At 76.2% G+C, this 18,678-nt stretch carries 18 protein-coding genes; 7 read left to right on the top strand and 11 right to left on the bottom strand.

The features are described from left to right. Positions 1 to 2: 2 nt before the first annotated feature. Together KVT14_RS14075 and KVT14_RS14070 are read right to left on the bottom strand one after the other, a co-directional pair. Entirely contained in the window at positions 3 to 992 is a 990-nt protein-coding gene (locus KVT14_RS14075) for an ABC transporter permease (protein ID WP_147794172.1), read from the bottom strand. A gap of 89 nt (positions 993 to 1,081) precedes the next feature. Continuing rightward, positions 1,082 to 2,797 carry an ABC transporter substrate-binding protein gene (locus tag KVT14_RS14070; RefSeq protein ID WP_217616247.1) on the bottom strand — a complete coding sequence of 572 codons (1,716 nt, stop codon included), beginning with the start codon at positions 2,795 to 2,797 and terminating at the stop codon, positions 1,082 to 1,084. Positions 2,798 to 2,917: 120 nt separating this feature from the next. On the opposite strand from KVT14_RS14070, the gene KVT14_RS14065 reads away from it, so the two are divergent. Together KVT14_RS14065 and KVT14_RS14060 are read left to right on the top strand one after the other, a co-directional pair. Beyond that, entirely contained in the window at positions 2,918 to 4,222 is a 1,305-nt protein-coding gene (locus tag KVT14_RS14065; protein ID WP_217616246.1) for an ROK family transcriptional regulator, read from the top strand. Between the two features lie 40 nt (positions 4,223 to 4,262). Beyond that, a complete protein-coding gene (locus tag KVT14_RS14060) occupies positions 4,263 to 6,437 on the top strand; it encodes an alpha-galactosidase (protein ID WP_217616245.1) in 2,175 nt (724 codons plus the stop codon). Between the two features lie 51 nt (positions 6,438 to 6,488). On the opposite strand, the gene KVT14_RS14055 is transcribed toward KVT14_RS14060, so the two are convergent. Then, entirely contained in the window at positions 6,489 to 7,382 is an 894-nt protein-coding gene (locus tag KVT14_RS14055; protein WP_217616244.1) for a LacI family DNA-binding transcriptional regulator, read from the bottom strand. Between the two features lie 59 nt (positions 7,383 to 7,441). On the opposite strand from KVT14_RS14055, the gene KVT14_RS14050 reads away from it, so the two are divergent. Further along, complete coding sequence (locus tag KVT14_RS14050; RefSeq protein WP_217616243.1) at positions 7,442 to 8,665, top strand: ROK family transcriptional regulator; 1,224 nt, start codon at positions 7,442 to 7,444, stop codon at positions 8,663 to 8,665. An 82-nt stretch (positions 8,666 to 8,747) separates the two neighbouring features. Here KVT14_RS14050 and KVT14_RS14045 read toward each other — a convergent pair whose 3' ends face one another. Further along, the gene (locus KVT14_RS14045) at positions 8,748 to 10,202 is read right to left on the bottom strand and encodes a lipase maturation factor family protein (RefSeq protein WP_217616242.1); all 1,455 of its coding nucleotides are present in this window, start codon (positions 10,200 to 10,202) and stop codon (positions 8,748 to 8,750) included. A 205-nt stretch (positions 10,203 to 10,407) separates the two neighbouring features. Between KVT14_RS14045 and KVT14_RS14040 the strand changes: the two genes are divergently transcribed. After that, positions 10,408 to 11,130, top strand: a complete 723-nt coding sequence (locus KVT14_RS14040) for a PadR family transcriptional regulator (protein WP_217616241.1) — start codon at positions 10,408 to 10,410, stop codon at positions 11,128 to 11,130. 92 nt (positions 11,131 to 11,222) lie between these two features. Here KVT14_RS14040 and KVT14_RS14035 read toward each other — a convergent pair whose 3' ends face one another. The 4 genes from KVT14_RS14035 to KVT14_RS14020 all read right to left on the bottom strand — a co-directional run bounded on the left by KVT14_RS14035 (position 11,223) and on the right by KVT14_RS14020 (position 13,473). Beyond that, positions 11,223 to 11,603 carry a VOC family protein gene (locus KVT14_RS14035; protein ID WP_217616240.1) on the bottom strand — a complete coding sequence of 127 codons (381 nt, stop codon included), beginning with the start codon at positions 11,601 to 11,603 and terminating at the stop codon, positions 11,223 to 11,225. A gap of 74 nt (positions 11,604 to 11,677) precedes the next feature. Then, a complete protein-coding gene (locus tag KVT14_RS14030; RefSeq protein WP_217616239.1) occupies positions 11,678 to 12,502 on the bottom strand; it encodes a YoaK family protein in 825 nt (274 codons plus the stop codon). Positions 12,503 to 12,637: 135 nt separating this feature from the next. Beyond that, positions 12,638 to 13,126, bottom strand: coding sequence for an SRPBCC domain-containing protein (locus KVT14_RS14025; protein ID WP_217616238.1), 489 nt, complete (start codon positions 13,124 to 13,126; stop codon positions 12,638 to 12,640). Continuing rightward, complete coding sequence (locus KVT14_RS14020) at positions 13,123 to 13,473, bottom strand: metalloregulator ArsR/SmtB family transcription factor (protein WP_217616237.1); 351 nt, start codon at positions 13,471 to 13,473, stop codon at positions 13,123 to 13,125. Before KVT14_RS14020 ends, KVT14_RS14025 begins: the two co-directional genes overlap by 4 nt. Positions 13,474 to 13,548: 75 nt before the next feature. On the opposite strand from KVT14_RS14020, the gene KVT14_RS14015 reads away from it, so the two are divergent. Beyond that, positions 13,549 to 13,935, top strand: a complete 387-nt coding sequence (locus KVT14_RS14015; RefSeq protein ID WP_217616236.1) for a DUF1304 domain-containing protein — start codon at positions 13,549 to 13,551, stop codon at positions 13,933 to 13,935. Positions 13,936 to 13,975: 40 nt separating this feature from the next. Here KVT14_RS14015 and KVT14_RS14010 read toward each other — a convergent pair whose 3' ends face one another. From KVT14_RS14010 to KVT14_RS14000, 3 genes are read right to left on the bottom strand one after another with little or no spacing between them, the layout of a single operon-like run. Then, complete coding sequence (locus KVT14_RS14010) at positions 13,976 to 14,842, bottom strand: ABC transporter permease subunit (RefSeq protein ID WP_217616235.1); 867 nt, start codon at positions 14,840 to 14,842, stop codon at positions 13,976 to 13,978. Next, on the bottom strand, positions 14,829 to 15,815 hold the full coding sequence (locus KVT14_RS14005) for an ABC transporter ATP-binding protein (protein WP_217616234.1): 987 nt from the start codon (positions 15,813 to 15,815) through the stop codon (positions 14,829 to 14,831). Before KVT14_RS14005 ends, KVT14_RS14010 begins: the two co-directional genes overlap by 14 nt. Beyond that, positions 15,812 to 17,044 (bottom strand): hypothetical protein, encoded by a 1,233-nt coding sequence (locus tag KVT14_RS14000; protein WP_217616233.1) that lies wholly within the window; start codon positions 17,042 to 17,044, stop codon positions 15,812 to 15,814. The genes KVT14_RS14005 and KVT14_RS14000 overlap by 4 nt, the downstream gene beginning before the upstream one ends. Positions 17,045 to 17,139: 95 nt before the next feature. Between KVT14_RS14000 and KVT14_RS13995 the strand changes: the two genes are divergently transcribed. Then, entirely contained in the window at positions 17,140 to 17,793 is a 654-nt protein-coding gene (locus KVT14_RS13995; protein ID WP_217616232.1) for a response regulator transcription factor, read from the top strand. Beyond that, positions 17,790 to 18,678, top strand: an 889-nt coding sequence (locus KVT14_RS13990; protein ID WP_217616231.1) for a HAMP domain-containing protein, incomplete at its 3' end; no start/stop codon positions are given. The genes KVT14_RS13995 and KVT14_RS13990, both read left to right, overlap by 4 nt.

Here is an 18,678-nt window from a genome sequence, read left to right as displayed (position 1 = left end):
CCTCAGCCCTTCGCGCGGGTGCGCGGGTCGATGAGGCCGTACAGCAGGTCGACGACGAGGTTCGCGCCCAGCACGGCCAGGGTGATGAACAGGAACACGCCCTGCATGAGCGCGTAGTCGTTGTTGGTGACCGCGGCGAGCAGCCGGGACCCGATGCCGGGGTAGGAGAACACCTGCTCGGTGACCACGGACCCGGAGACGACGAAGCCGAGCGAGATGGCGAACCCGGCGACCGACGGCAGCACGGCGTTGCGGGCGGCGTAGTTCCGCATCACCTGCCCGTGCGGCAGGCCCTTGGCGCGCGCGGTGAGGACGTAGTCCTCGGACAGCGTCGACACCATCATGTTGCGCATCCCGAGCAGCCAGCCGCCGATCGACGCGACCACGATGGTCAGCGCGGGCACGAAGCCGTACTCGATCGCCGAGCCGATGAACTCCGGCGACCACCCGGGGTCGAGCACCACGTCGTAGCCGCCCTGCGACGGGAACCAGCCGAGGACCCGGGACAGCAGGTAGACCAGCACGAGCGCGAGCCAGAAGTACGGCACCGCCGCGAGCAGCGTGGTCAGCGGCACCGCCGAGTCCAGCCAGGTGCCGGGCCGCCAGCCGACGAACGCGCCGAGCAGCACGCCGATGGTCGCCGCGAGCACCGTGGCGATGCCGACCAGGACCACGGTCCACGGCATCGACGTGCCGATGACCTCGCTGACCGGGGTCGGGAAGTAGGTGACCGAGACGCCGAGGTCGCCGTGCAGCAGGTTCGACAGGTAGGTGCCGTACTGCTGCAGCAGGGAGTCGGTCGTGTCGCCGCCGAGCAGGGCGGAGTACGCCTCGCGGGTCTCGGGGGTGACCGTCCCGCCGCGCTGCTGCAGCTTGGCCAGCAGGATGTCGACCGGATTGCCCGGGAGCAGACGGGGGATGAGGAAGTTCAGGGTGACGGCGGCCCACAGGGCGACCGCGTAGAAGCCGAGCTTGCGCAGGACGTAGTTCACGTCGCGACCCTTCCGACGGCGGGGGAGACCGGGGCGGGACCGGGCCGGGCGGCTGCGCGGGTGGCGCGGGCCGCCCGGCCCGGGTCGCCTCAGCCGGCCGCCGGCTCCAGGCGCTTGAAGATCTCCGCGGCGTCGAACGCGGACCACACCGCCGGGAAGGCGTACATGTCGTCCTCGGTCGGCCAGCCGGTGAACCCGCCCACGTTCCACTCGCTCGTGGTGCCGCCGGTGAGGATCGGGATGTACGGCATGTCCTCGACGACCGCGGCCTGGATGGTGTCGAAGTACGGCTGCCGGGCGTCGGCGTCGTCCAGCGGCATGGTCTTCAGAGACTCGAGCGCGGCGTCCACGTCCGGGTTCGCGTACCGGGAGTAGTTGTTGCCCGCCGCCTCGCCGACCGGGGCGCCCGTCGCCGAGGAGAAGAAGTACGTGTACAGGTAGTACGGGTCGGGCGCCGGGCCCTGCCAGAGCGAGTCGATCGCGAGCTGGAAGTTGCCCTGGGTGCGGCGCTCGGTCCACTCGTTCCACGACGACTGCGCGGTCTGCACGTCGATGCCGGCGGCCTTGGCCTGCTGCGCGATGGTCTGCACGGCGGTGATGTAGTCGGTCCAGCCGGTGACGACCTCGACGGTCACGGTGAGCCGCTCGCCGTCCTTGGCGTAGATGCCGTCGGAGCCCTTGGCCCAGCCGGCGGCCTCGAGCACCGCGGCGGCGCCCTCGGGGTCGGCCTTCTCGGGGGCGACCGGCTCCTCGACGTCGGCCGAGATGGTGGCCTCCTGCGTGGAGGTGAGCGCGAACGTCGGCGAGATCTCCGACGCGGTCTCCTCGAACGCGAGCTGGTTGAGCTGGGTGCGGTCCATCGCCAGGTACAGCGCGTGCCGGACGGCCGGGTCGGTCTGCGGGCCGGAGCAGCCGAGCTCGACGCTGGAGCAGGTGGCGAGCACCATCTGGTTCTGCGCGGCGGTCAGCGTGTCGTAGCCGGGGAAGTTCTCGGCGACGTTCTGGATGTCCGGCACCGGGCCGGTCTGCCAGTCGATGGTCCCGTTCGCGATGCCGTCGGCGCCCGCGGTGTTGCCGGACAGGGACAGGAACCGGATGGTCTTCACGGCCGGCTCGCCGCCCCAGTAGTCGGGGTTCGCGGTGTAGGTGAAGGCCTGCGGCTTGAAGTCGCCGAGCACGTACGCGCCGGTGCCGACCGGGTCCTCGACCACGTCGGCGGTCGGGTCGACGTCGGCCCACAGGTGCTCGGGGACGATCGGCACCCCGGACAGCACGTCGGGGCCCTGCACGAACGCGGGCGCCTCGAACGTGAAGGTGACGTGGGTGTCGTCGGTCGCGCTCGCGGTGCCCGCGTAGCCGACGTTGTTGATGGCCGGGGTGCTCGCGAGCAGGTCGTAGGTGAACACCACGTCGTCGGCGGTGAACGGCTCGCCGTCGCTCCAGGTGACGTCGTCGCGGAGCGTGACCTGCAGCTCGGTGCCGTCGTCGTTCCAGGTGTACTCGGTGCCGAGCAGCGGCACCGGGTCGGACTCGGCGGCCTTGTTGATGAAGAACAGCTGCTCGTAGATCGCGCCGAGCCCGCCGATCCGGGACGGGGAGAACGGGTTGAAGTTGACCTGGTAGTCGCCGGACTGGCCGGTGTAGGCGACGAGCGTGCTGCCGTCGCCCGAGGCGCCGGTGCTGCCGGAGCCGCCGCCGTCGCCGCCGCTGCACGCGGCGAGGAGGGCGAGCGTCGCGGCGCCGGCGACGAGCGCGACCCCCTGGCGGGGACGGCGTCGGGGCGTGCGTGCTGACCTGAGGAACATCGCTGGTCCTTTCCACCCGTCGCGGCCGACGGTCTGGTCGTGGCCGCGTCGTCGCGGCCCGGGGAAACGCAGGCATATCGTTACGTGCTTAAATTAAGCATGTCAAGATATGGTCGGGACATGCGAGCACCTCGTGCCGCGACCGGGGCGCTCGTCCTCGACCTGATCCGCACGCACGGCACGGTCAGCAGGGTCGAGCTCGCCGACCGGTCCGGGCTCACCGCGGCGACCATCACGCACGTCGTGCGCGACCTCATGGGCGAGGGCCTCGTGCACGAGGTCGGCCGGGTCACCGGCGGCGTCGGCTCGCCCCGGCGGCTGCTGGAGCTCGACGCCGGCGCCTGGTTCGCGGTCGGGGTGCAGCTCGATCGGTGCGCCAGCAGCGTCGTCGTCACCGACTTCGCGGGACGGCGGGTCGCGTCCACCGGCGTCCGCGGCGTGGGTCGGGGTGCGCCCAACGACACCCTGCCGGTGCTCGCCCGGCACATCGACCTGCTGCTGGCCGGGGCCGGCATCCCGCGCGACCGGGTGCTCGGCGTCGGCCTGGTCACCCACGGGCCCCAGGACCGCGCGGCCGGCGCCGTGCTCACCGGGCAGCCCACGCCGGAGTGGCGCGACTACCCGCTCACGGGCACGCTCTCCCGGCTGCTCGGGCTGCCGGTGCTGCTGGAGAACGACGCGACCGCCGCCGCCGTCGGCGAGCAGTGGGTCGGCGCGCTCGACGTCGACACGTTCGGCGTGCTCTACATGGCGACCGGCGTGGGCGGCGGCGTGATCGCCGGCTCGGAGGTGTACCGCGGCGGCACCGCCAACCCGGTCGAGATCGGGCACGTCCCGGTCGACCTCGCCGGCCCCGCGTGCGCGTGCGGCAACGCCGGGTGCGTGGAGGTGCTCGCGGGTCCGGCCGCGGTCGTCGGCGCCGCGCTGGGCGACACGGCGCTCGCGGACCGGCTCGGGCTGACCGGCGGGGGAGACGCGGTGCTCGCCGACTTCCAGCGGGTGGCGCGGGCCGCGGTCGCGGGCGACGCGGCGTGCGTGGCGCTGCTCGCGGCCTCCGCCCGGCACCTCGGCACCGCGGCCGTGACGCTGATGAACCTGTTCGACCTCGACACCGTGGTGCTCGCCGGACCCGCGTTCGGCGTCGCCGGGCCGCTGTACGTCGCGGGGGTGCAGGCGGCGGTCGACGCCGGGGCGCTCGCGCGGCTGCTGCGGCCCGTGCGGGTGCGGCTCTCCCGCGACGTGCGGGTGTCCGCGGCGGTGGGCGGGGCGCTGGTGGTGCTGCGGTCGCCGCTCGGGCGGCCGGGGGTCGCTGCGGCGTCGGGGGCGATCGTCGCGGTCGGTGCTCCGGCCGCTCCCGTCGCGTCCGCCGCGTCCGCCGCGCCCCGTTCGTCTGCCGCGTCTTCCGTCCCCGCCGTCCCCGTGTAGACCCTCGTCCGACCCGACCGTCCGACTCGAAGGAGAGCCCGTGACAGACCCGACCCCCACCCCCGCGCCCGACCCGGCGTCCTGGAGCCTGCTGCGCCGCGACGGCGTCGCCGTCGTCCTGGCCCACCCGCGCGACGGCCTGCCCGAGGTGCAGCACTGGGGCGCCGACCTCGGGCCGCTCGCCCCGGCGGACCTCGCCGGGCTGCGGGCCGCCGCGGACCGGCAGACGCCCCCGGGCACGCTCGACGCGGCCGGGCACCCGTCGCTGCTGCCGCAGGACACCGACGGCTGGCCGGGCCGCCCGGGGCTGCAGCTCGTGCGCGACGGCGTGCCCCTCACCCCGCGGTGGCGGTCCGAGCCGCCCGCCGCGGACGCGGACGGCCACGCGGTCGAGGTCGTGGCGCGCGACGCCGCCGCCGGGCTGGTGCTGCGCTCGCGGCTGCGCCTGGAGCCCGGCGGGCTGCTCGGGGTCGACCACCGGCTGGAGGTGGCGCCGGACGCGCCCGGGCCGGTGGAGGTGCAGGCCCTGGAGGCGGCGCTGCCGGTGCCCACCCGCGCGGACGTGGTCACCACGTTCGCCGGCCGGTGGACCCGGGAGAAGGTGCCGGCGACCGGCCCGCTGCCGCGCGGCTCGCTGGCGCGGCAGACCCGGCGCGGCCGCCCGGGCCACGACCACCCGTGGCTGCTGGCCCTGTCCGCCGCGGCGCCGCGCGACCGGGACGGCGAGGTCTGGGCCGTGCACCTCGCGTGGCCCGCGGACGCCACCTACCGCACCGACCGGCTGCCCGACCAGCCGACGCTGCTCGGCGCGGGCGAGCTGCTGCGGGCGGGGGAGGTCGTGCTGGCGCCGGGGGAGGAGGTCGCGGCGCCGACGGCGTGGTTCGCGTGGTCCGGCGCGGGCCTCGACGGCGTGTCCGCGCGGTTCCACCGGTACCTGCGCTCCCGCCCGCAGCACCCCCGCACGGCGCGGCCCCTCGTGCTCAACACCTGGGAGGCGGTCTACTTCGACCACGACCCGGCGACCGTGCTCCGGCTCGCGGAGCGGGCGGCGCGGATCGGCGTCGAGCGGTTCGTGCTGGACGACGGCTGGTTCCTCGCACGCCGCGACGACACCCGCGGGCTCGGCGACTGGGTGGTCGACCGGGCCGTGTGGCCGGACGGGCTCGGGCCGCTCGCGGAGCGGGTGCACGCCCTCGGCATGCAGTTCGGCCTCTGGTTCGAGCCCGAGATGGTCAGCCTCGACTCCGACCTGGCGCGGGCACACCCGGACTGGCTGCTGCACGCCCCCGACCGGGTCCCCGACCCCGAGGGGCTGTCGTACCGCACCCAGTACGTGCTCGACCTCGCCCGGCCGGAGGCGCGGGCGCACGTCCTGGGCCAGGTCTCGGCCCTGGTGGCGGAGCTCGGGATCGACTTCATCAAGTGGGACCACAACCGCGACCTGGTCGACGCCCGGCACGACGGCCGGCCCGGCGTCGACGCGCAGACCAGGGCGGTGCTGGGGCTGATGGCGGAGCTGAAGGCGCGGCACCCGGGCCTGGAGATCGAGTCCTGCTCCTCAGGCGGCGCGCGCAGCGACCTCGGCGTCCTCGAGGTCGCCGACCGGGTGTGGGCGTCCGACTCCAACGACGCGGTGGAGCGCCAGGACATCCAGCGGTGGACCGGGCTGCTGCTGCCGCCGGAGCTCGTCGGGGCGCACGTCGGGCCGCCGACCTCGCACAGCTCCGGCCGGACGCTCGACCTGTCGTACCGGCTCGCGACGAGCCTGATGGGCTCGGCCGGCTTCGAGTGGGACGTGCTGTCCTGCTCGGACGAGGAGGTCGAGGTGCTCACCCGGTTCGCGGGGCTGTACCGGGAGCTGCGGCCGCTGATCCACACCGGGACCGCGGTGCACGCGGACGTGCGGGACCCGGCGCTCCGGGTGGTGGGCGCGGTGGCGCCCGACGGCTCGGCGGGGGTGTGGACGGTCGCGACCGTCGCCGCGCTGGAGGACGCCCGGCCGGAGCCGGTCCGGCTGCACGGGCTGCGCCCCGACGTGCGGTACCGGGTGCGGGTCCGCGACGAGGTCGGCGCCGCGCGCTGGGGCTGGATCACGCCGCCCTGGTTGGCCGCGGGCGAGGTGACGCTGCCCGGCCGGGTGCTCGGCGAGGTCGGGCTGCAGATCCCGGCGCTGTGGCCGGCGCAGGCGCTGGTGCTGCACGCGACGGCGGCCTGAGGGAGCGGCGCGGCGGGCGGGGGCGGCGGGCCGGGGTCGCGCCGCCTCCGCTCAGCCGGGCGGCGGGGCGGGCGCACCGCCGGGCGGCGGCGCTGTCGAGCCGCGCGCGACGACCCGCACGCCCGGGGTGCGGGTCGTCGCCGGCGGGCCGCCGGCCACCGCCCGCAGCAGCACCTCGGCCGTGAGCGCGCCGAGCTCGTGCACGTCGCGGCTCACCACGGACAGCGGCGGGTGCGAGATGCGCACGTTCGCCGAGTCGTCCCAGGCCAGCACCGACAGGTCCTGCGGGACCCGCACCCCGAGCCGCGCCGCCTCGCGCAGGCCGGCCAGCGGCATCAGGTCGTTGTCGTACACGATCGCCGTCGGCGGCTCGGGCAGCGCGAGCAGCTCGGCGGTGCGCAGGGCGCCGCTGGCCGCGCCGTAGTCGCCCTCCCGGTGCACCACCGCGATCCCGGCGGCGGCCGCGGCCTCGTGGAACGCCCCGGCGCGCACCCGGGTGTGCCGGTACCGTTCCGGTCCCGACACCCACCCCACCCGGCGGTGGCCGAGGTCCGCCAGGAACGCGACCGCGGTGCGCATCGCGTCGTCGTTGTCGTAGTCGACGACCCACCGGCCGTCGCCGGGCTCGCCGCCGAGCAGCACGGACGGCAGCCCGAGGTCCCGGCAGACCTGCTCGCGGGGGTCGTCGGCCACCAGGTCGGAGATCACCACGGCGTCGACGAGCCCGTCCCGGGCCCAGCGGCGGTACGCCACCAGCTCGGCGTCGAGGTCCGGCACGACGTGCACGAACACGCTCGCGCCGTGCGCGTCGAGCTCCTCCTCCATGCCCGCCAGCAGGTCCGTGTAGAAGGGCTCCAGCGCGCCGTCGTCGTCGGCCGGCAGCAGCGCCAGCCCCACGCGGACGCCGCTGCCCGGCCGCCGGTCGGGCGGCGTCGGCGTCGTCATGCGCGCAGCATCGCACGCCGCGCGCGGCAGGGGTGTGCCGCCGTGCCATGCTGAGCGGCATGGACGGCGTCGAGGTCGGGCAGGGCGCCGGGCGGCGGGGCGGCCGCGCGCCGTCGACCACCCGCTCCCGGGTGCTCGACCTGGTCCGCACCCGCGGGCCGATCAGCCGCGTCGAGCTCGCGGAGCTGACCGGGCTGACCCAGGCGGCGATCTCGCACGCGGTGCGCGCGCTGCTCGACCAGGGGCTGCTCCGCGAGAGCGGCGCGCGCGAGTGGACCGGCGGCAAGCCGCGGGTGATGCTCACGCTCGACCCGCTGGCGCGGTGCGCGGTGGGCGTGCAGCTCGGCGCGGACTGGCTGGTCGTCGTGCTCATCGACGCGCGCGGCGCCGTCGTGGCCCGGACCCGCGTGCGCGGCGCGCGCGACGAGGACCCCGAGGCGGTCGTCATCGGCATCGCAGGGGAGATCGACGTGCTGCTCCGGGCCTCCGGCATCGGGCGGGACCGGGTCGCCGGCGTCGGCCTCGCCGTCCCGGGAACCCTGGACCTCGACGCGGGCGCGATCACGGTCTCCCGCTCGCTGCACCGGTGGCAGGGCTTCCCGGTACGGGCTGACCTCGCGGAGGCCGTCGGGCTGCCGGTGGTGCTGGACAACGATGCGACCGCCGCGGCCGTCGGCGAGTACTGGGCCGGCCGCACCGCCGGGTCGGTCGCGCACTGCACGCTCTACATGGGTGCGGGCATCGGCGCGGGTGTCGTCGTCGGCGGCAACGTGCACCGCGGCGCCAGCGGGAACCCGGGGCCGCTGGGCCGGATGCACCTGCACCGCACCGGGCACGACGCCGGGCCGACGCTCGAGGAGCTCGCCGCGCCGCACGCCGTCGCCCGGCGGGCCCGCGAGGCGGTGGCCGCGGGCCGCACGACCACGGCACGGCTCAGCGCGGACGGCGACCCGATCACCGACTTCGGGGCGCTGGCCACCGCCGCCGTCCAGGGCGACCCGCTCGCGCTGGAGCTCGTCGAAGACTCCGCGGAGTACCTGGCGGACGCCGCCGTCACCGCGGCGAACCTGCTGGACGTCGACTCGGTGGTGCTGGCCGGACCGGCCTTCAGCACGGCGGGGTCGCTGTACGCGCAGGTGGTCGAGCGCCGGCTGCGGGCCGAGCTGCACGCCGCGGACCGGCACGGGGTGCGGGTGGCGCTCGCGGCGCACGTCGCGGACGCGGCGGCGGTCGGGGCCGCGGCGCTGGTGCTGCAGGAGGACCTGGCGCCGCGGCGGGGGTGAGGCGCCAGGCGCGGCCTGGTGGCGGGGCGGAACGGTGCCGGGGCCGGGGCCGGGGCCGGGTCGTCGGGGCAGCCGCGCCGGCTCAGCGACGTCGGGTCAGCAGCTCCAGGCTGACGGCGTCGACCAGCAGGCCCTGGTCGGCGCGCACCCACCGGTCGCCGGTGACCCGGTGCTCCGCCGGGGTGGCGAACCGGTACCCGTACAGCCGCGCCCGCACCCACCGCGGGCGCTCGCCGCCGAACGGGTCGTGCGCCAGCAGCCGCAGCGTGGGCCGGTCGGCCTCCAGCAGCTTCGCGAGGAACGGCACGAACCAGCGCAGCTGCGCCGCCGACCCGAGCGCGAGGAACCACATCAGCCAGTCGAGGCGCAGGTGGTACGGCGCGTACTGCCGGGGCAGCCGCCGGACGTCGCCGGGCTTGCCGCGGAACCCGTACTCGAGCCAGGCAGCCGCCTCGGGGTCCTCGTCCCGGGTGCCCTCGACCACCACCTCGGTGCGGCGCCGGGTGATCGTGCCGAACGCGCCGTAGGCGTTGACCAGGTGGAACGGGTTGAACGACGCGTTCATCCGCTGGTTCCGCGACACCAGGTTGCGCGCCGGCCAGAACGACAGCACGACGCACAGCGCGGTGACGGCGAGCACGACGGCGACGAACCACGGCGGCGGGTCGGCCGGCGGCGCGCCGGTGCGGACGTCGACGCCGACCAGCCCGAGGACCGCGGCCCAGGACCGGTCGTCGACCGCCGAGGCCGCCAGCACGATGGTCAGCCAGTTCAGCCAGGCGAAGTTGCCGGACAGCACCAGCCAGAGCTGCGTCACGATCATCACCGCGGCGGCGGTGCCCGCCACCGGGCCCGGGACCAGCAGCCCGAACGGCACCACCAGCTGCGCGACGTGGTTCGCCGCCACCTCGACGCGGTGAAGCGGGCGGGGGAGCAGGTGGAACAGCCGGCTCGCTGGGCCCGGCATCGGCTGGGTCTCGTGGTGGTAGTACAGCGCCGTCAGGTCGCGCCACGCGGGGTCGCCCCGCCACTTGATCAAGCCCGCGCCGAGCTCGAGGCGGAACACCAGCCACCACAGCAGCGCGAGGACGGTCCACGGCGGGGCGACGTCGTCCGAGCCCAGGAACGCCACGAGGAACCCCGCCTCCAGCAGCAGAGACTCCCAGCCGAACCCGTAGAACGTCTGCCCGACGTTCACCACCGACAGGTACAGCACCCACAGCACCCCGAAGGCGAGCAGCGGCAGCCACGGAGGGCCCTGCTGCGGCAGCCCGGCGACCAGCGCCGCCGCCACGAGGAGACCGACCCAGCCCACGGCGACCAGCAGCCGGTCGGAGTACCGCCAGGCGAACAGGCTCGGCGCGGCGCGGAACGGCACCCGCTCGGTGAACGCGGGGACGGGAAGCAGGCCGCGCTCGCCGAGCAGCGGGCGGAACTGGCGGAGCACGTTCACGAACGCGAGGACGTACACCGCGCCGACCCCGCGCTGCGCGACCGCACGGGCGATCGAGTACCCCTCCGCGCCGAACCACTCCACTGCCCCGCCCCGCCCCTTCGCCTCGTCCTCGCCTCCCAGCGTCGCCCCCCTCGCCGAGATGGCAACTCTCGGCTGTGTTCGGAGGGCACGAGACAGCCGAGAGTTGCCATCTCGGCGGGACGGGTGACCGGGCGCGGCACGCGGCGCGTCGCGGCGTGTTCGAGGGGGGTCCACAAGTGAGCAGTAGCGATATATCGTTAGTATCATGCGATACAACGACACACACGATGAGTTCGAGAGCGAGGGTCGCGACGAGCGGTCCGGTCACGGCCCGCACGGGTCGCACGAGGGGCACCGCGGGCGCGGGCGGGGGTTCGGCGGCCACGGGCCGCGCGGCTTCGGCCCGGGCGCGGGTCTCGGTCCCGGCGGAGGCTTCGGCCCCGGGGGTCCTGGCGGGTTCGGCCCGGGCGGGTTCGGCCCCGGCGGGCGGCGCGGCCGACGACCGCGCGGCGACGTCCGCAACGCCATCCTGCTGCTGCTCGCCGAGCAGCCGATGCACGGCTACCAGCTGATGGAGGCCATCGCGGAGCGCAGCGACGGCCGGTGGCGCCCGAGCCCCGGCGCTGTCTACCCGACGCTGAACCTCCTGGAGGACGAGGGCGTCGTCACGCTCACGGCCTCGGCGGGGCGCAAGCTCGCGACGCTGACCGAGGAGGGCCGCGCCCTCGTCGAGCGGGACGCGGCGTCCTGGCCCGACCCGTTCGCGACCGGCGACGCCGAGCAGGGCGTCGACCTGCGCGCCGAGGTCGGCCCGCTGCTCGAGGCCGTCCGGGCCGTGGGGCGCGGCGGCACCGAGGCGCAGCGGGTGCGCGCGGGCGAGATCCTCGCCGAGGCGCGCCGGTCGGTGTACCGCGTGCTGGCGGGCGACGACCCGGCCGCGCAGCCGGACGCCGGTGCCGTCGCCGACCCGGAGGGCCCGGCCGTCTGAGGCCTGGGCGCTGCGGCGAGGCCGTCGGACCGTGCGGGGGTGGCCACGCGCGGGGGCGCGACCTCGGCGTGAGTGCGACCCGCCGGTCACCGTCAGGGCCAGACGTGCGCCTGCTCGGCGAAGTCCGCCGGGTCGCTGTGGACCGGGATCACGCACAGCAGGTGCCCGCCCGGGACGCGCAGCGTCCGGCAGTCGAGCCAGCCGCCGACCTCGACGGCGCCCAGACCCAGCAGCCGCGCCGTCTCGGCGGCGACGTCGTCGGTCTCCATGTCGAGGTGGTACCGGGCCGGGCCGCCGATCGACTGCACCGCGGCGACCAGCCCGGGGATGGGGTCCTCGAGGTGCGTGAACTGCTCCTCGTCCGGCACCGACCACGAGGCCACGCCGGTCGCGGCGGACCAGAAGCGCGCCGCGGCGGCGGCCTCGGCGTGCGGGGCGTCGATGAGCAGGGTCGAGATCCGGCTGCGGTGCACGGGCATCCTCCTCGATGTCCCGACGGACGGTAGCGCTCCCACCGCCTCGCCGACCAGTCCCGCGGCGCGGCCGGTCAGTCGCCGTCGGCGCCGACGCCCGCAGGCACCGGGCGGGCGACGTCCTGCTCCGCGCGTGACGGCGCTCGGTCCGCCGGCGCGGCGTCGCCGCCCACAGCCCTCGCGCGCGCAGTGCTCGAACCCGTGCTCACCCCCGCCGCGCCCCCGGCCGCCGTTCGCCGGGTGTGCGTCTCGATCGCGGCCAGCACCACGGCCAGCACCGCCGCGGCGAGCAGCGTCGCACGCGTGCCCAGCGCGCCCGGCGCGCTCGCCACCGCGCCGATCCCTGCGCCACCGGCGAACGCCAGCACGATCAGGGCCAGCCGCTGGGCGACCACGCGCTGGGTGCGGTCGTAGCCGCTGAGCCACTCGTAGGCCGCGGTCACGAGGGTGCGCAGGTTCCCGGTGGTCATCGTCGTGCTGTAGGTGGTGTCCCGGACGAGCCGGAAGGTCGTGACCTGCAGGGCGGCGACGAACGCGACCGCCATGGTCGTCACGAGCGTGGGCACCGAGCGCGGCAGCCCCGCGACGGCGACCAGCACGGCGATCTCGGCGAGCAGCACCACCCGGGTCGGGTCGTCGAGCCCGGGCAGCCGGCGGTGCGCCGCCAGCCACTCCGCCGCGACCAGGCCCAGCACGAACGCGCCGATGATCGGCAGGTAGCCCGCCGCCTGGGCCCACTGGCCCTGGGCGGCGTGGATCGCCACGAACACGACGTTGCCGGTCTGGGCGTTCGCGAACACGCCGCCGTGCGCCACGAACGTGTAGGCGTCGAGGAACCCGCCGACGACGGCGAGGGCGGCCCCGGTCGCGGGGTGCTCGGGGCGGGTGCGGACCCTCACGGCTCGCGCCGCCCCTCGGGGGTGGTGCGGGTCGGTCGCTGCCGGGTCATGCCGCTCACGCTCCCCAGTATGCGCCCAGTCGTCCCATGACTTGAGGGACCACCGGCCCTGGCCGGCCCGCACCGCCCCGCGGGCTCAGCTCTCCGCGAGCAGCGCCGGGATCTGCCCGACCGCCTCGCGCATGCCCTCCTCCATCCCCATCGCGATCACCTGGGCCATCGCCTCGGCGTCCGGGAACCGCGTGGTGATGGTCATGCGCGTCCCGCCGTCGACGGGCGTGAGCTCGGTGCGCATCACGGCGGCGGGCATCGCGTCGTCCGGGTTGCCGTCGGCGTCGGAGAACCCGTCCTGGATCTCGATCGAGCGCGGCGGGTCGACCGCGAGCACGCGCCACCAGCCGTGCGCCCGCGTCCCGTCCGGCCCGGTCATGTAGTACCGCGACTCGGCACCGGGCGTGAGGTCGTGGGCGGGGAAGGTCGCCGGCCACCCCGGAGGGCCCCACCAGCGGCCGAGCTGCTCGCCCTCGGACCACAGCCGCCACACCCGCTCGGGCGGGGCGGCGAGCTCGGTCACCACGGTGAGCGTCAGCGCGTCGGTGTCCTTGATGGTGTCCACGACGGTCATGAGTCGTCCCCTTCTCGCGTGTCCCCGAGGAGCTCTGCCATGCGGTCGATGCGGCCGCGCCAGATCTCCTCGTACCGGTCGAGCAGCCGTGCGGCCGCCCGGATGGTCGCGACGTCGGCGTGGACGACCTGCTCGCGGCCGTGCCGCTGCTTGGTCACGAGGTGCGCGCGCTCGAGCACCGCGACGTGCTTCTGCACGGCGGCGAAGCTCATCTCGTAGGAGCGCGCGAGGGCGGTCACCGACGCCTCCCGGCGCAGCACCCGCGTGACGATGTCGCGGCGGGTGGCGTCGGCCAGCGCGGCGAACACCCGGTCCACCTCGTCGGGGTCCAGCTGACGTACAACCATGTGGTTGTACGTTACGCCGGTGTGGTCCGGGTCACAAGACCCTGCGGTGCCCCGGGACGCGGCAGACTGGCCCGCATGATCGCCGCCGGACTGGTGCTCGCCGCGCTCGCGGCCCTGGTGCACGTGTACATCTTCACGCTCGAGTCGTTCACGTGGACGTCCCCCCGGACCCGCGCGACGTTCGGCACGACGCCCGAGGGCGCCGAGGCCACGAAGGAGCTCGCGTTCAACCAGGGCTTCTACAACCTGTTCCTCGCAGTGGTCGCGGCGGCGGGGGTCGTCGCGACGGCGACCGGCGCGGACGCCGTGGGTGCGGCGCTGGTGCTGGCCGGCACGGGGTCCATGCTGGCGGCCGCGCTCGTGCTCGTCCTCTCCTCGCCCGACAAGGCCCGGGCGGCCGCGGTGCAGGGTGCGTTCCCGCTCCTCGCGGTCGTCGCGACCGTGGTCGGCCTGCTCGCCTGAGCCAAGCCGAGCCGAGCCGGTGCTTGCCCCCCCGACCGGCCTAGGACGTCACGTCCGCGGTGGTGAACCGCGCCCACGCGAGCGCCCCGAACACGGCCACCCACGCCGCCTGCACCGCGAGCCCCGACCCGACGACGCCCCAGTCGACCTGCACCCGCAGGAACTCGGCGAAGTCGAACCAGTGGTGCGTGAGCAGCCCCGGGTGGATCGCCGAGAGCTGCGGCAGCGAGTCCAGGACCGTCGACACCACGGCGACCACGACCGTCGCGGCCATCGCGCCGACGGGCACCTCGGTGAGCGTCGAGAAGAACAGCCCGACCGCGACCAGCCCGGTCAGCGAGAGCCCGACGTACGCGACGATCCCGGCGACCCGGACGAGCCCCTCGCCGACGGGCACGGTGCTGCCGGACAGCAGCACCACGTCGTGCACGCCGAAGTACGCCGCCCCGATCAGCAGCCCGGTCACCGCGACCGCGAGCACCGCCGCGGCGGCGAACGCCAGCGCGGCGAGCGCCTTCACAGCCAGCAGCCGCGTCCGGGGCACGGGGACCACCAGCAGGTAGCGCAGCGTGCCGGCGGACGCCTCGCCCGCGACCGCGTCGCCGGACGCGATGCCGATGCACAGCGGGAGCAGGAACGGCAGGCAGAGGAACAGCGCGGCGACGACCAGGAACAGCCCGTTGCCGGTGACCTGCGCCAGGAAGGCGGGGCCCTGCCCCGACAGCGCGCTGTCCCGGGTGACCAGGAGCACCGTGCCGATGACGACCGGCACCAGCGCGAGCCCCGCGAGCAGCACCAGGTTCCGGCGCCGCCCGAGCACCAGGCGCAGCTCGGACCGCAGCAGGCGGGCGAACGCCACCGGCGCGGCCGCCGCCACGGGGGCCTCCAGCACCTCAGCGCGCGACATCGAAGCCCTCCCCGGTCAGCTCGACGAACACCTGCTCCAGGCTCGGCCGGTCGACCTCGAGGCCGACCAGGTCGACGCCCGCGTGCACGAGCGCGGCCGACACCTTCTCGGGCGGCGTCGGGCCGAGCGCCGCGGTGAGCCGCGCCGTCCCCGCACCGCCCGGCAGCGCCCGCCCGTCGCGGGCCACGTCGGCGAGCCCCAGCCCCCGCAGCACGTCCGCAGCGGCACCGGCCTGCGCGGCGCGGGTGGTCACGGCCAGCCGCGCGCCCTCGCGGTCCGTCAGCGCGGCCCGCTCGCCCTGCAGCAGCAGCCGGCCGCGGCTCATGATCCCGACGTGCGTGCAGACCTGCTCGATCTCGGCGAGCAGGTGCGACGACACGAGCACCGTCGCGCCCCCGTCGGCGAGCTCCCGGACCAGGTGCCGCACCTCGCGGGTGCCCTGGGGGTCGAGGCCGTTGGTCGGCTCGTCCAGCACCAGCAGGTCCCGCGGCTGGAGCAGCGCGGCGGCGAGGCCGAGCCGCTGCTTCATGCCGAGCGAGTACTGCCGGTAGGGCTTGGTCGCCGCCGCCCCGAGGCCGACGCGGTCGAGCGCGGCGTCCGCGCGCCGGCGGCTGGTGCGCGGGTCCGCGGTGGCGTCCCCGGCGTCCAGCCGCGCCAGGTTGGCCCGCCCGGACAGGTACGGGTGGAACGCGGGCCCCTCGACGAGCGCCCCGACCCGGGGCAGCACCCGCGCGGCCTGCTCCGGCATCGCGGCGCCGAGCAGCCAGGCGCGCCCGGCCGTCGGGTGGGCGAGGCCGAGCAGCATGCGGATCGTGGTCGTCTTCCCCGACCCGTTCGGCCCGAGGAACCCGTACACGGCGCCGCGGGGCACCTCGAGGTCCAGGCCGTCGACGGCGACCTGGCCGCTCCGGAACCGCTTGGTCAGGCCGGCGGTCCGGACGGCCAGGTCGCCGTCGGGGTGCGCCTCGCTCATGCCGCGGCGCGCAGGGCGTCCGCCGGCACCGAGCCGACCAGCACCCGGCCGTCGTCGGTGATCAGCACCGACAGCAGGGTCGAGCTGAGCAGCCGGCCCTCGGGGACCGCGGTGGTGAGCCGGTCGTAGAGCGCCGTGGTGTCGAGCGAGGGGCGCCCGGGGTTGCCGTCGGAGTCGCTCGGGACGAACTGCTGCACGAGGTCCTGCGCCTCCTCGGAGCCGAGCACGCGCTCCGCGCCGGGGACGGTGGCGAGCGAGGCGGCGTCCCCGCCGACCAGGCCCGCGACGTCGACGTCGCTCAGCGTGACGACGGTCGACCAGCCGGAGCCCGCGACTGCGACGCCGTCGGGGAGCGGCGGGACGGTCCCGGGGTCGGCTGCGCCCTCCGGCACCTCCGGCAGCGGCACGACCACGTCCTCGGTGGCGGCGCCGGCGGGGGCGGAGAACGCCAGCACGGAGTCGTCGGGCGCGGTGAACTGCACGTCGGTGAACCCGACCTCGAGCGAGGGGGCCGCGCCGTCGGAGGTCGACCACGTCTGCACCCGCAGCGGCTGGGCGGTCTCGGCGTCCACCGCGACGACGACCCGGGACACGAGCGTCCCGTCGTCGGTGGGGCTCACCACGAGCTGGTAGGCGTCCCGGCCGGCGACCGTCGTCGGGCTGTCGACGGTGACGTCGGCGTCCTGCTCGGCGAGCGCGAGCACCTGCGCGGCGGCCGCCTCGGGGGTGGGGAGGTCGGCGGCTCCGGCCGCGGCGGCGCGGTCGGCGAGCGCCTGGTACCGCGCCACGTCGGCGGGGTCGAGCGTGTAGTGCGTGACCGCGTCGTCGGTGGACGAGTAGGTCCACGCCTCGGCGCCGTCGTGCACGACCGAGTACTCCGACGTCGCCCCGAGCAGCGAGACCCGGGACCGCGCCGCGCCGTCGGACCACACCCGCAGCGTGGAGGAGCCGCCCAGCAGGTTGAGCGGGTCCGCGCCGGTCATCTCCGCCGGCAGCTCGGGCAGGCCCAGGCGCGCGGTGTAGACGACGGTGCCCTGCACGGGCGTCGGCTCGGCGTCGGCGACCCTGCTCAGCAGCTCCTGCGGGGTGAGCGCCGGCAGGTCGGCATCGCCCGACGAGGCGAGGGCCGGGACGCCGGCCGCGGCGGCCACCGCCACGGCGACGACCCCGGGCACGGCCCAGCGGGCACGGGGGGAGAGGGTGCGGCGGGGGCGCTCGGTGTCGGCCATGCCCCCACTGTGCGCCACCCGGCCTGAGGCGGCGCTGAGAACGCCGCCATCCGTCGGGGGCAGCCGTGCGCCGCCCGCGGTGCGATGCTGCGGGGGTGCGGGTGCTGGTGGTGGACGACGAGCGCGGGCTGGTGGACGCCCTGCGCCGCGGGCTGACGGCCGAAGGCTTCGCGGTCGACGCGGCGTACGACGGCGCCTCCGGGCTCGACCTGGCGACCGACCGCGACTACGACGCGATCGTGCTCGACGTGATGCTGCCGCGGCGCAACGGCTACGACGTCGTCACCGGCCTGCGCGCCGCCGGGGTCACGACCCCGGTGCTGCTGCTGAGCGCGAAGGACGGGGAGCACGACGTCGCGGACGGTCTGGACGTCGGGGCCGACGACTACCTGACCAAGCCGTTCTCGTTCGTCGTGCTCGTCGCGCGGATCCGGGCGCTGCTGCGCCGGCCGCCGCAGGTGCGGCCCGCGGTGCTCGCGGTCGGCGACCTGGTGCTCGACCCCGCCGCGCGCGCCGTGACCCGGGCCGGGGAGCCGGTCGACCTCACGGCGCGCGAGCTGGCGCTGCTCGAGTACCTCATGCGGCACGCGGACCGGGTCGTCGGGAAGGTCGAGCTGCGGGACCACGTCTGGGACGGGCCGGGCGAGGACGGCAACGTCGTCGAGGTGTACGTGGGGTACCTGCGCCGCAAGCTCGGGCGGGAGGCGATCGCGACCGTCCGCGGCGCGGGCTACCGGGTCGCGGGGTGAGCGGCAGCCGGCCGCGGCGGGCCCGGTGGTCGCTGCGCGCCCGGCTCACCGTGCTCACGGCCGGGCTGCTGTGCGCCGCCCTGGTCGTCGGGGCGGTCGTGCTCAGCACGGTGCTGTCCCGCGGGCGGGTGGCGGCGCTCGACGAGGTGGTGCGGGCACGTGCGGAGACCGTGGCGGCGCTGGTGGCGAGCGACCAGGTCCCCGAGGCGCTGCCCGTGGCCGAGCCGGGGGAGATCGTCCAGGTGCTCGACGCGGGCGGCCGGGTCGTCGCCACGTCGCCGACCGCCAGCCGGACCCTGCCGGTGCTCGCCGGCGACGCGCTGGCGGACCTGCGGGCACGGGCCGCGGCGGCGCCGGGCGACGCGGTCGTCGGCGGGACCGAGGCGTCCGCGTACGACCGCGCGGCCCGGGTGGCGGTGGTCGCGCCCCCCGGTGCCCCTGACGGGACCGTGGTGGTCGCGACGGTGCCGGTGGCCGAGGTCGAGGGGCTGGTCCGGGCGCTGCGTCTGGCGCTCGCCGGCGTGGTGCCGGTCCTGACCGTGCTGTTCGCCGCCGCGATCTGGGTGGCCCTCGGGCGCGCGCTGCGGCCGGTCGAGCGCCTGCGGTCCGCGGCGGCGCAGGTGGCGCGGGTCGGCGGACCCGGTTCGCTGCCGGATCCCGGCACCGACGACGAGGTCGGCGCGCTGGCCCGGACGCTCAACGAGATGCTGGACCGGCTCGAGGAGGCGGCGGGCAGGCAGCGCGCGTTCGTCGCGGACGCCGCGCACGAGCTGCGCACCCCGCTGGCGGCGCTGCGGGCCCAGCTCGAGGTGGCCGGCACGCACCCGGGGGCGTACGCGCACGGCGGGCTCGTCGCGGGCCCCGGCGACCACGTGCGGCGGGGGC

It is taken from the genome of Cellulomonas sp. GbtcB1, from assembly GCF_019091725.1.
GTDB lineage: Bacteria > Actinomycetota > Actinomycetes > Actinomycetales > Cellulomonadaceae > Cellulomonas.
The sequence above is the reverse complement of the archived record's forward strand: the minus strand, read 5'-3'. Positions and strand labels throughout refer to the sequence as shown.

Bases quoted from the DNA above. Each gene is read 5' to 3' on its own strand.
- KVT14_RS14070 (WP_217616247.1), bottom strand. From the start codon at position 2,797: ATGTTCCTCAGGTCAGCACGCACGCCCCGACGCCGTCCCCGCCAGGGG.
- KVT14_RS14065 (WP_217616246.1), top strand. From the start codon at position 2,918: ATGCGAGCACCTCGTGCCGCGACCGGGGCGCTCGTCCTCGACCTGATC.
- KVT14_RS14055 (WP_217616244.1), bottom strand. From the start codon at position 7,382: ATGACGACGCCGACGCCGCCCGACCGGCGGCCGGGCAGCGGCGTCCGC.
- KVT14_RS14050 (WP_217616243.1), top strand. From the start codon at position 7,442: ATGGACGGCGTCGAGGTCGGGCAGGGCGCCGGGCGGCGGGGCGGCCGC.
- KVT14_RS14040 (WP_217616241.1), top strand. From the start codon at position 10,408: ATGCGATACAACGACACACACGATGAGTTCGAGAGCGAGGGTCGCGAC.
- KVT14_RS14025 (WP_217616238.1), bottom strand. From the start codon at position 13,126: ATGACCGTCGTGGACACCATCAAGGACACCGACGCGCTGACGCTCACC.
- KVT14_RS14020 (WP_217616237.1), bottom strand. From the start codon at position 13,473: ATGGTTGTACGTCAGCTGGACCCCGACGAGGTGGACCGGGTGTTCGCC.
- KVT14_RS14015 (WP_217616236.1), top strand. From the start codon at position 13,549: ATGATCGCCGCCGGACTGGTGCTCGCCGCGCTCGCGGCCCTGGTGCAC.
- KVT14_RS14010 (WP_217616235.1), bottom strand. From the start codon at position 14,842: ATGTCGCGCGCTGAGGTGCTGGAGGCCCCCGTGGCGGCGGCCGCGCCG.
- KVT14_RS14005 (WP_217616234.1), bottom strand. From the start codon at position 15,815: ATGAGCGAGGCGCACCCCGACGGCGACCTGGCCGTCCGGACCGCCGGC.
- KVT14_RS14000 (WP_217616233.1), bottom strand. From the start codon at position 17,044: ATGGCCGACACCGAGCGCCCCCGCCGCACCCTCTCCCCCCGTGCCCGC.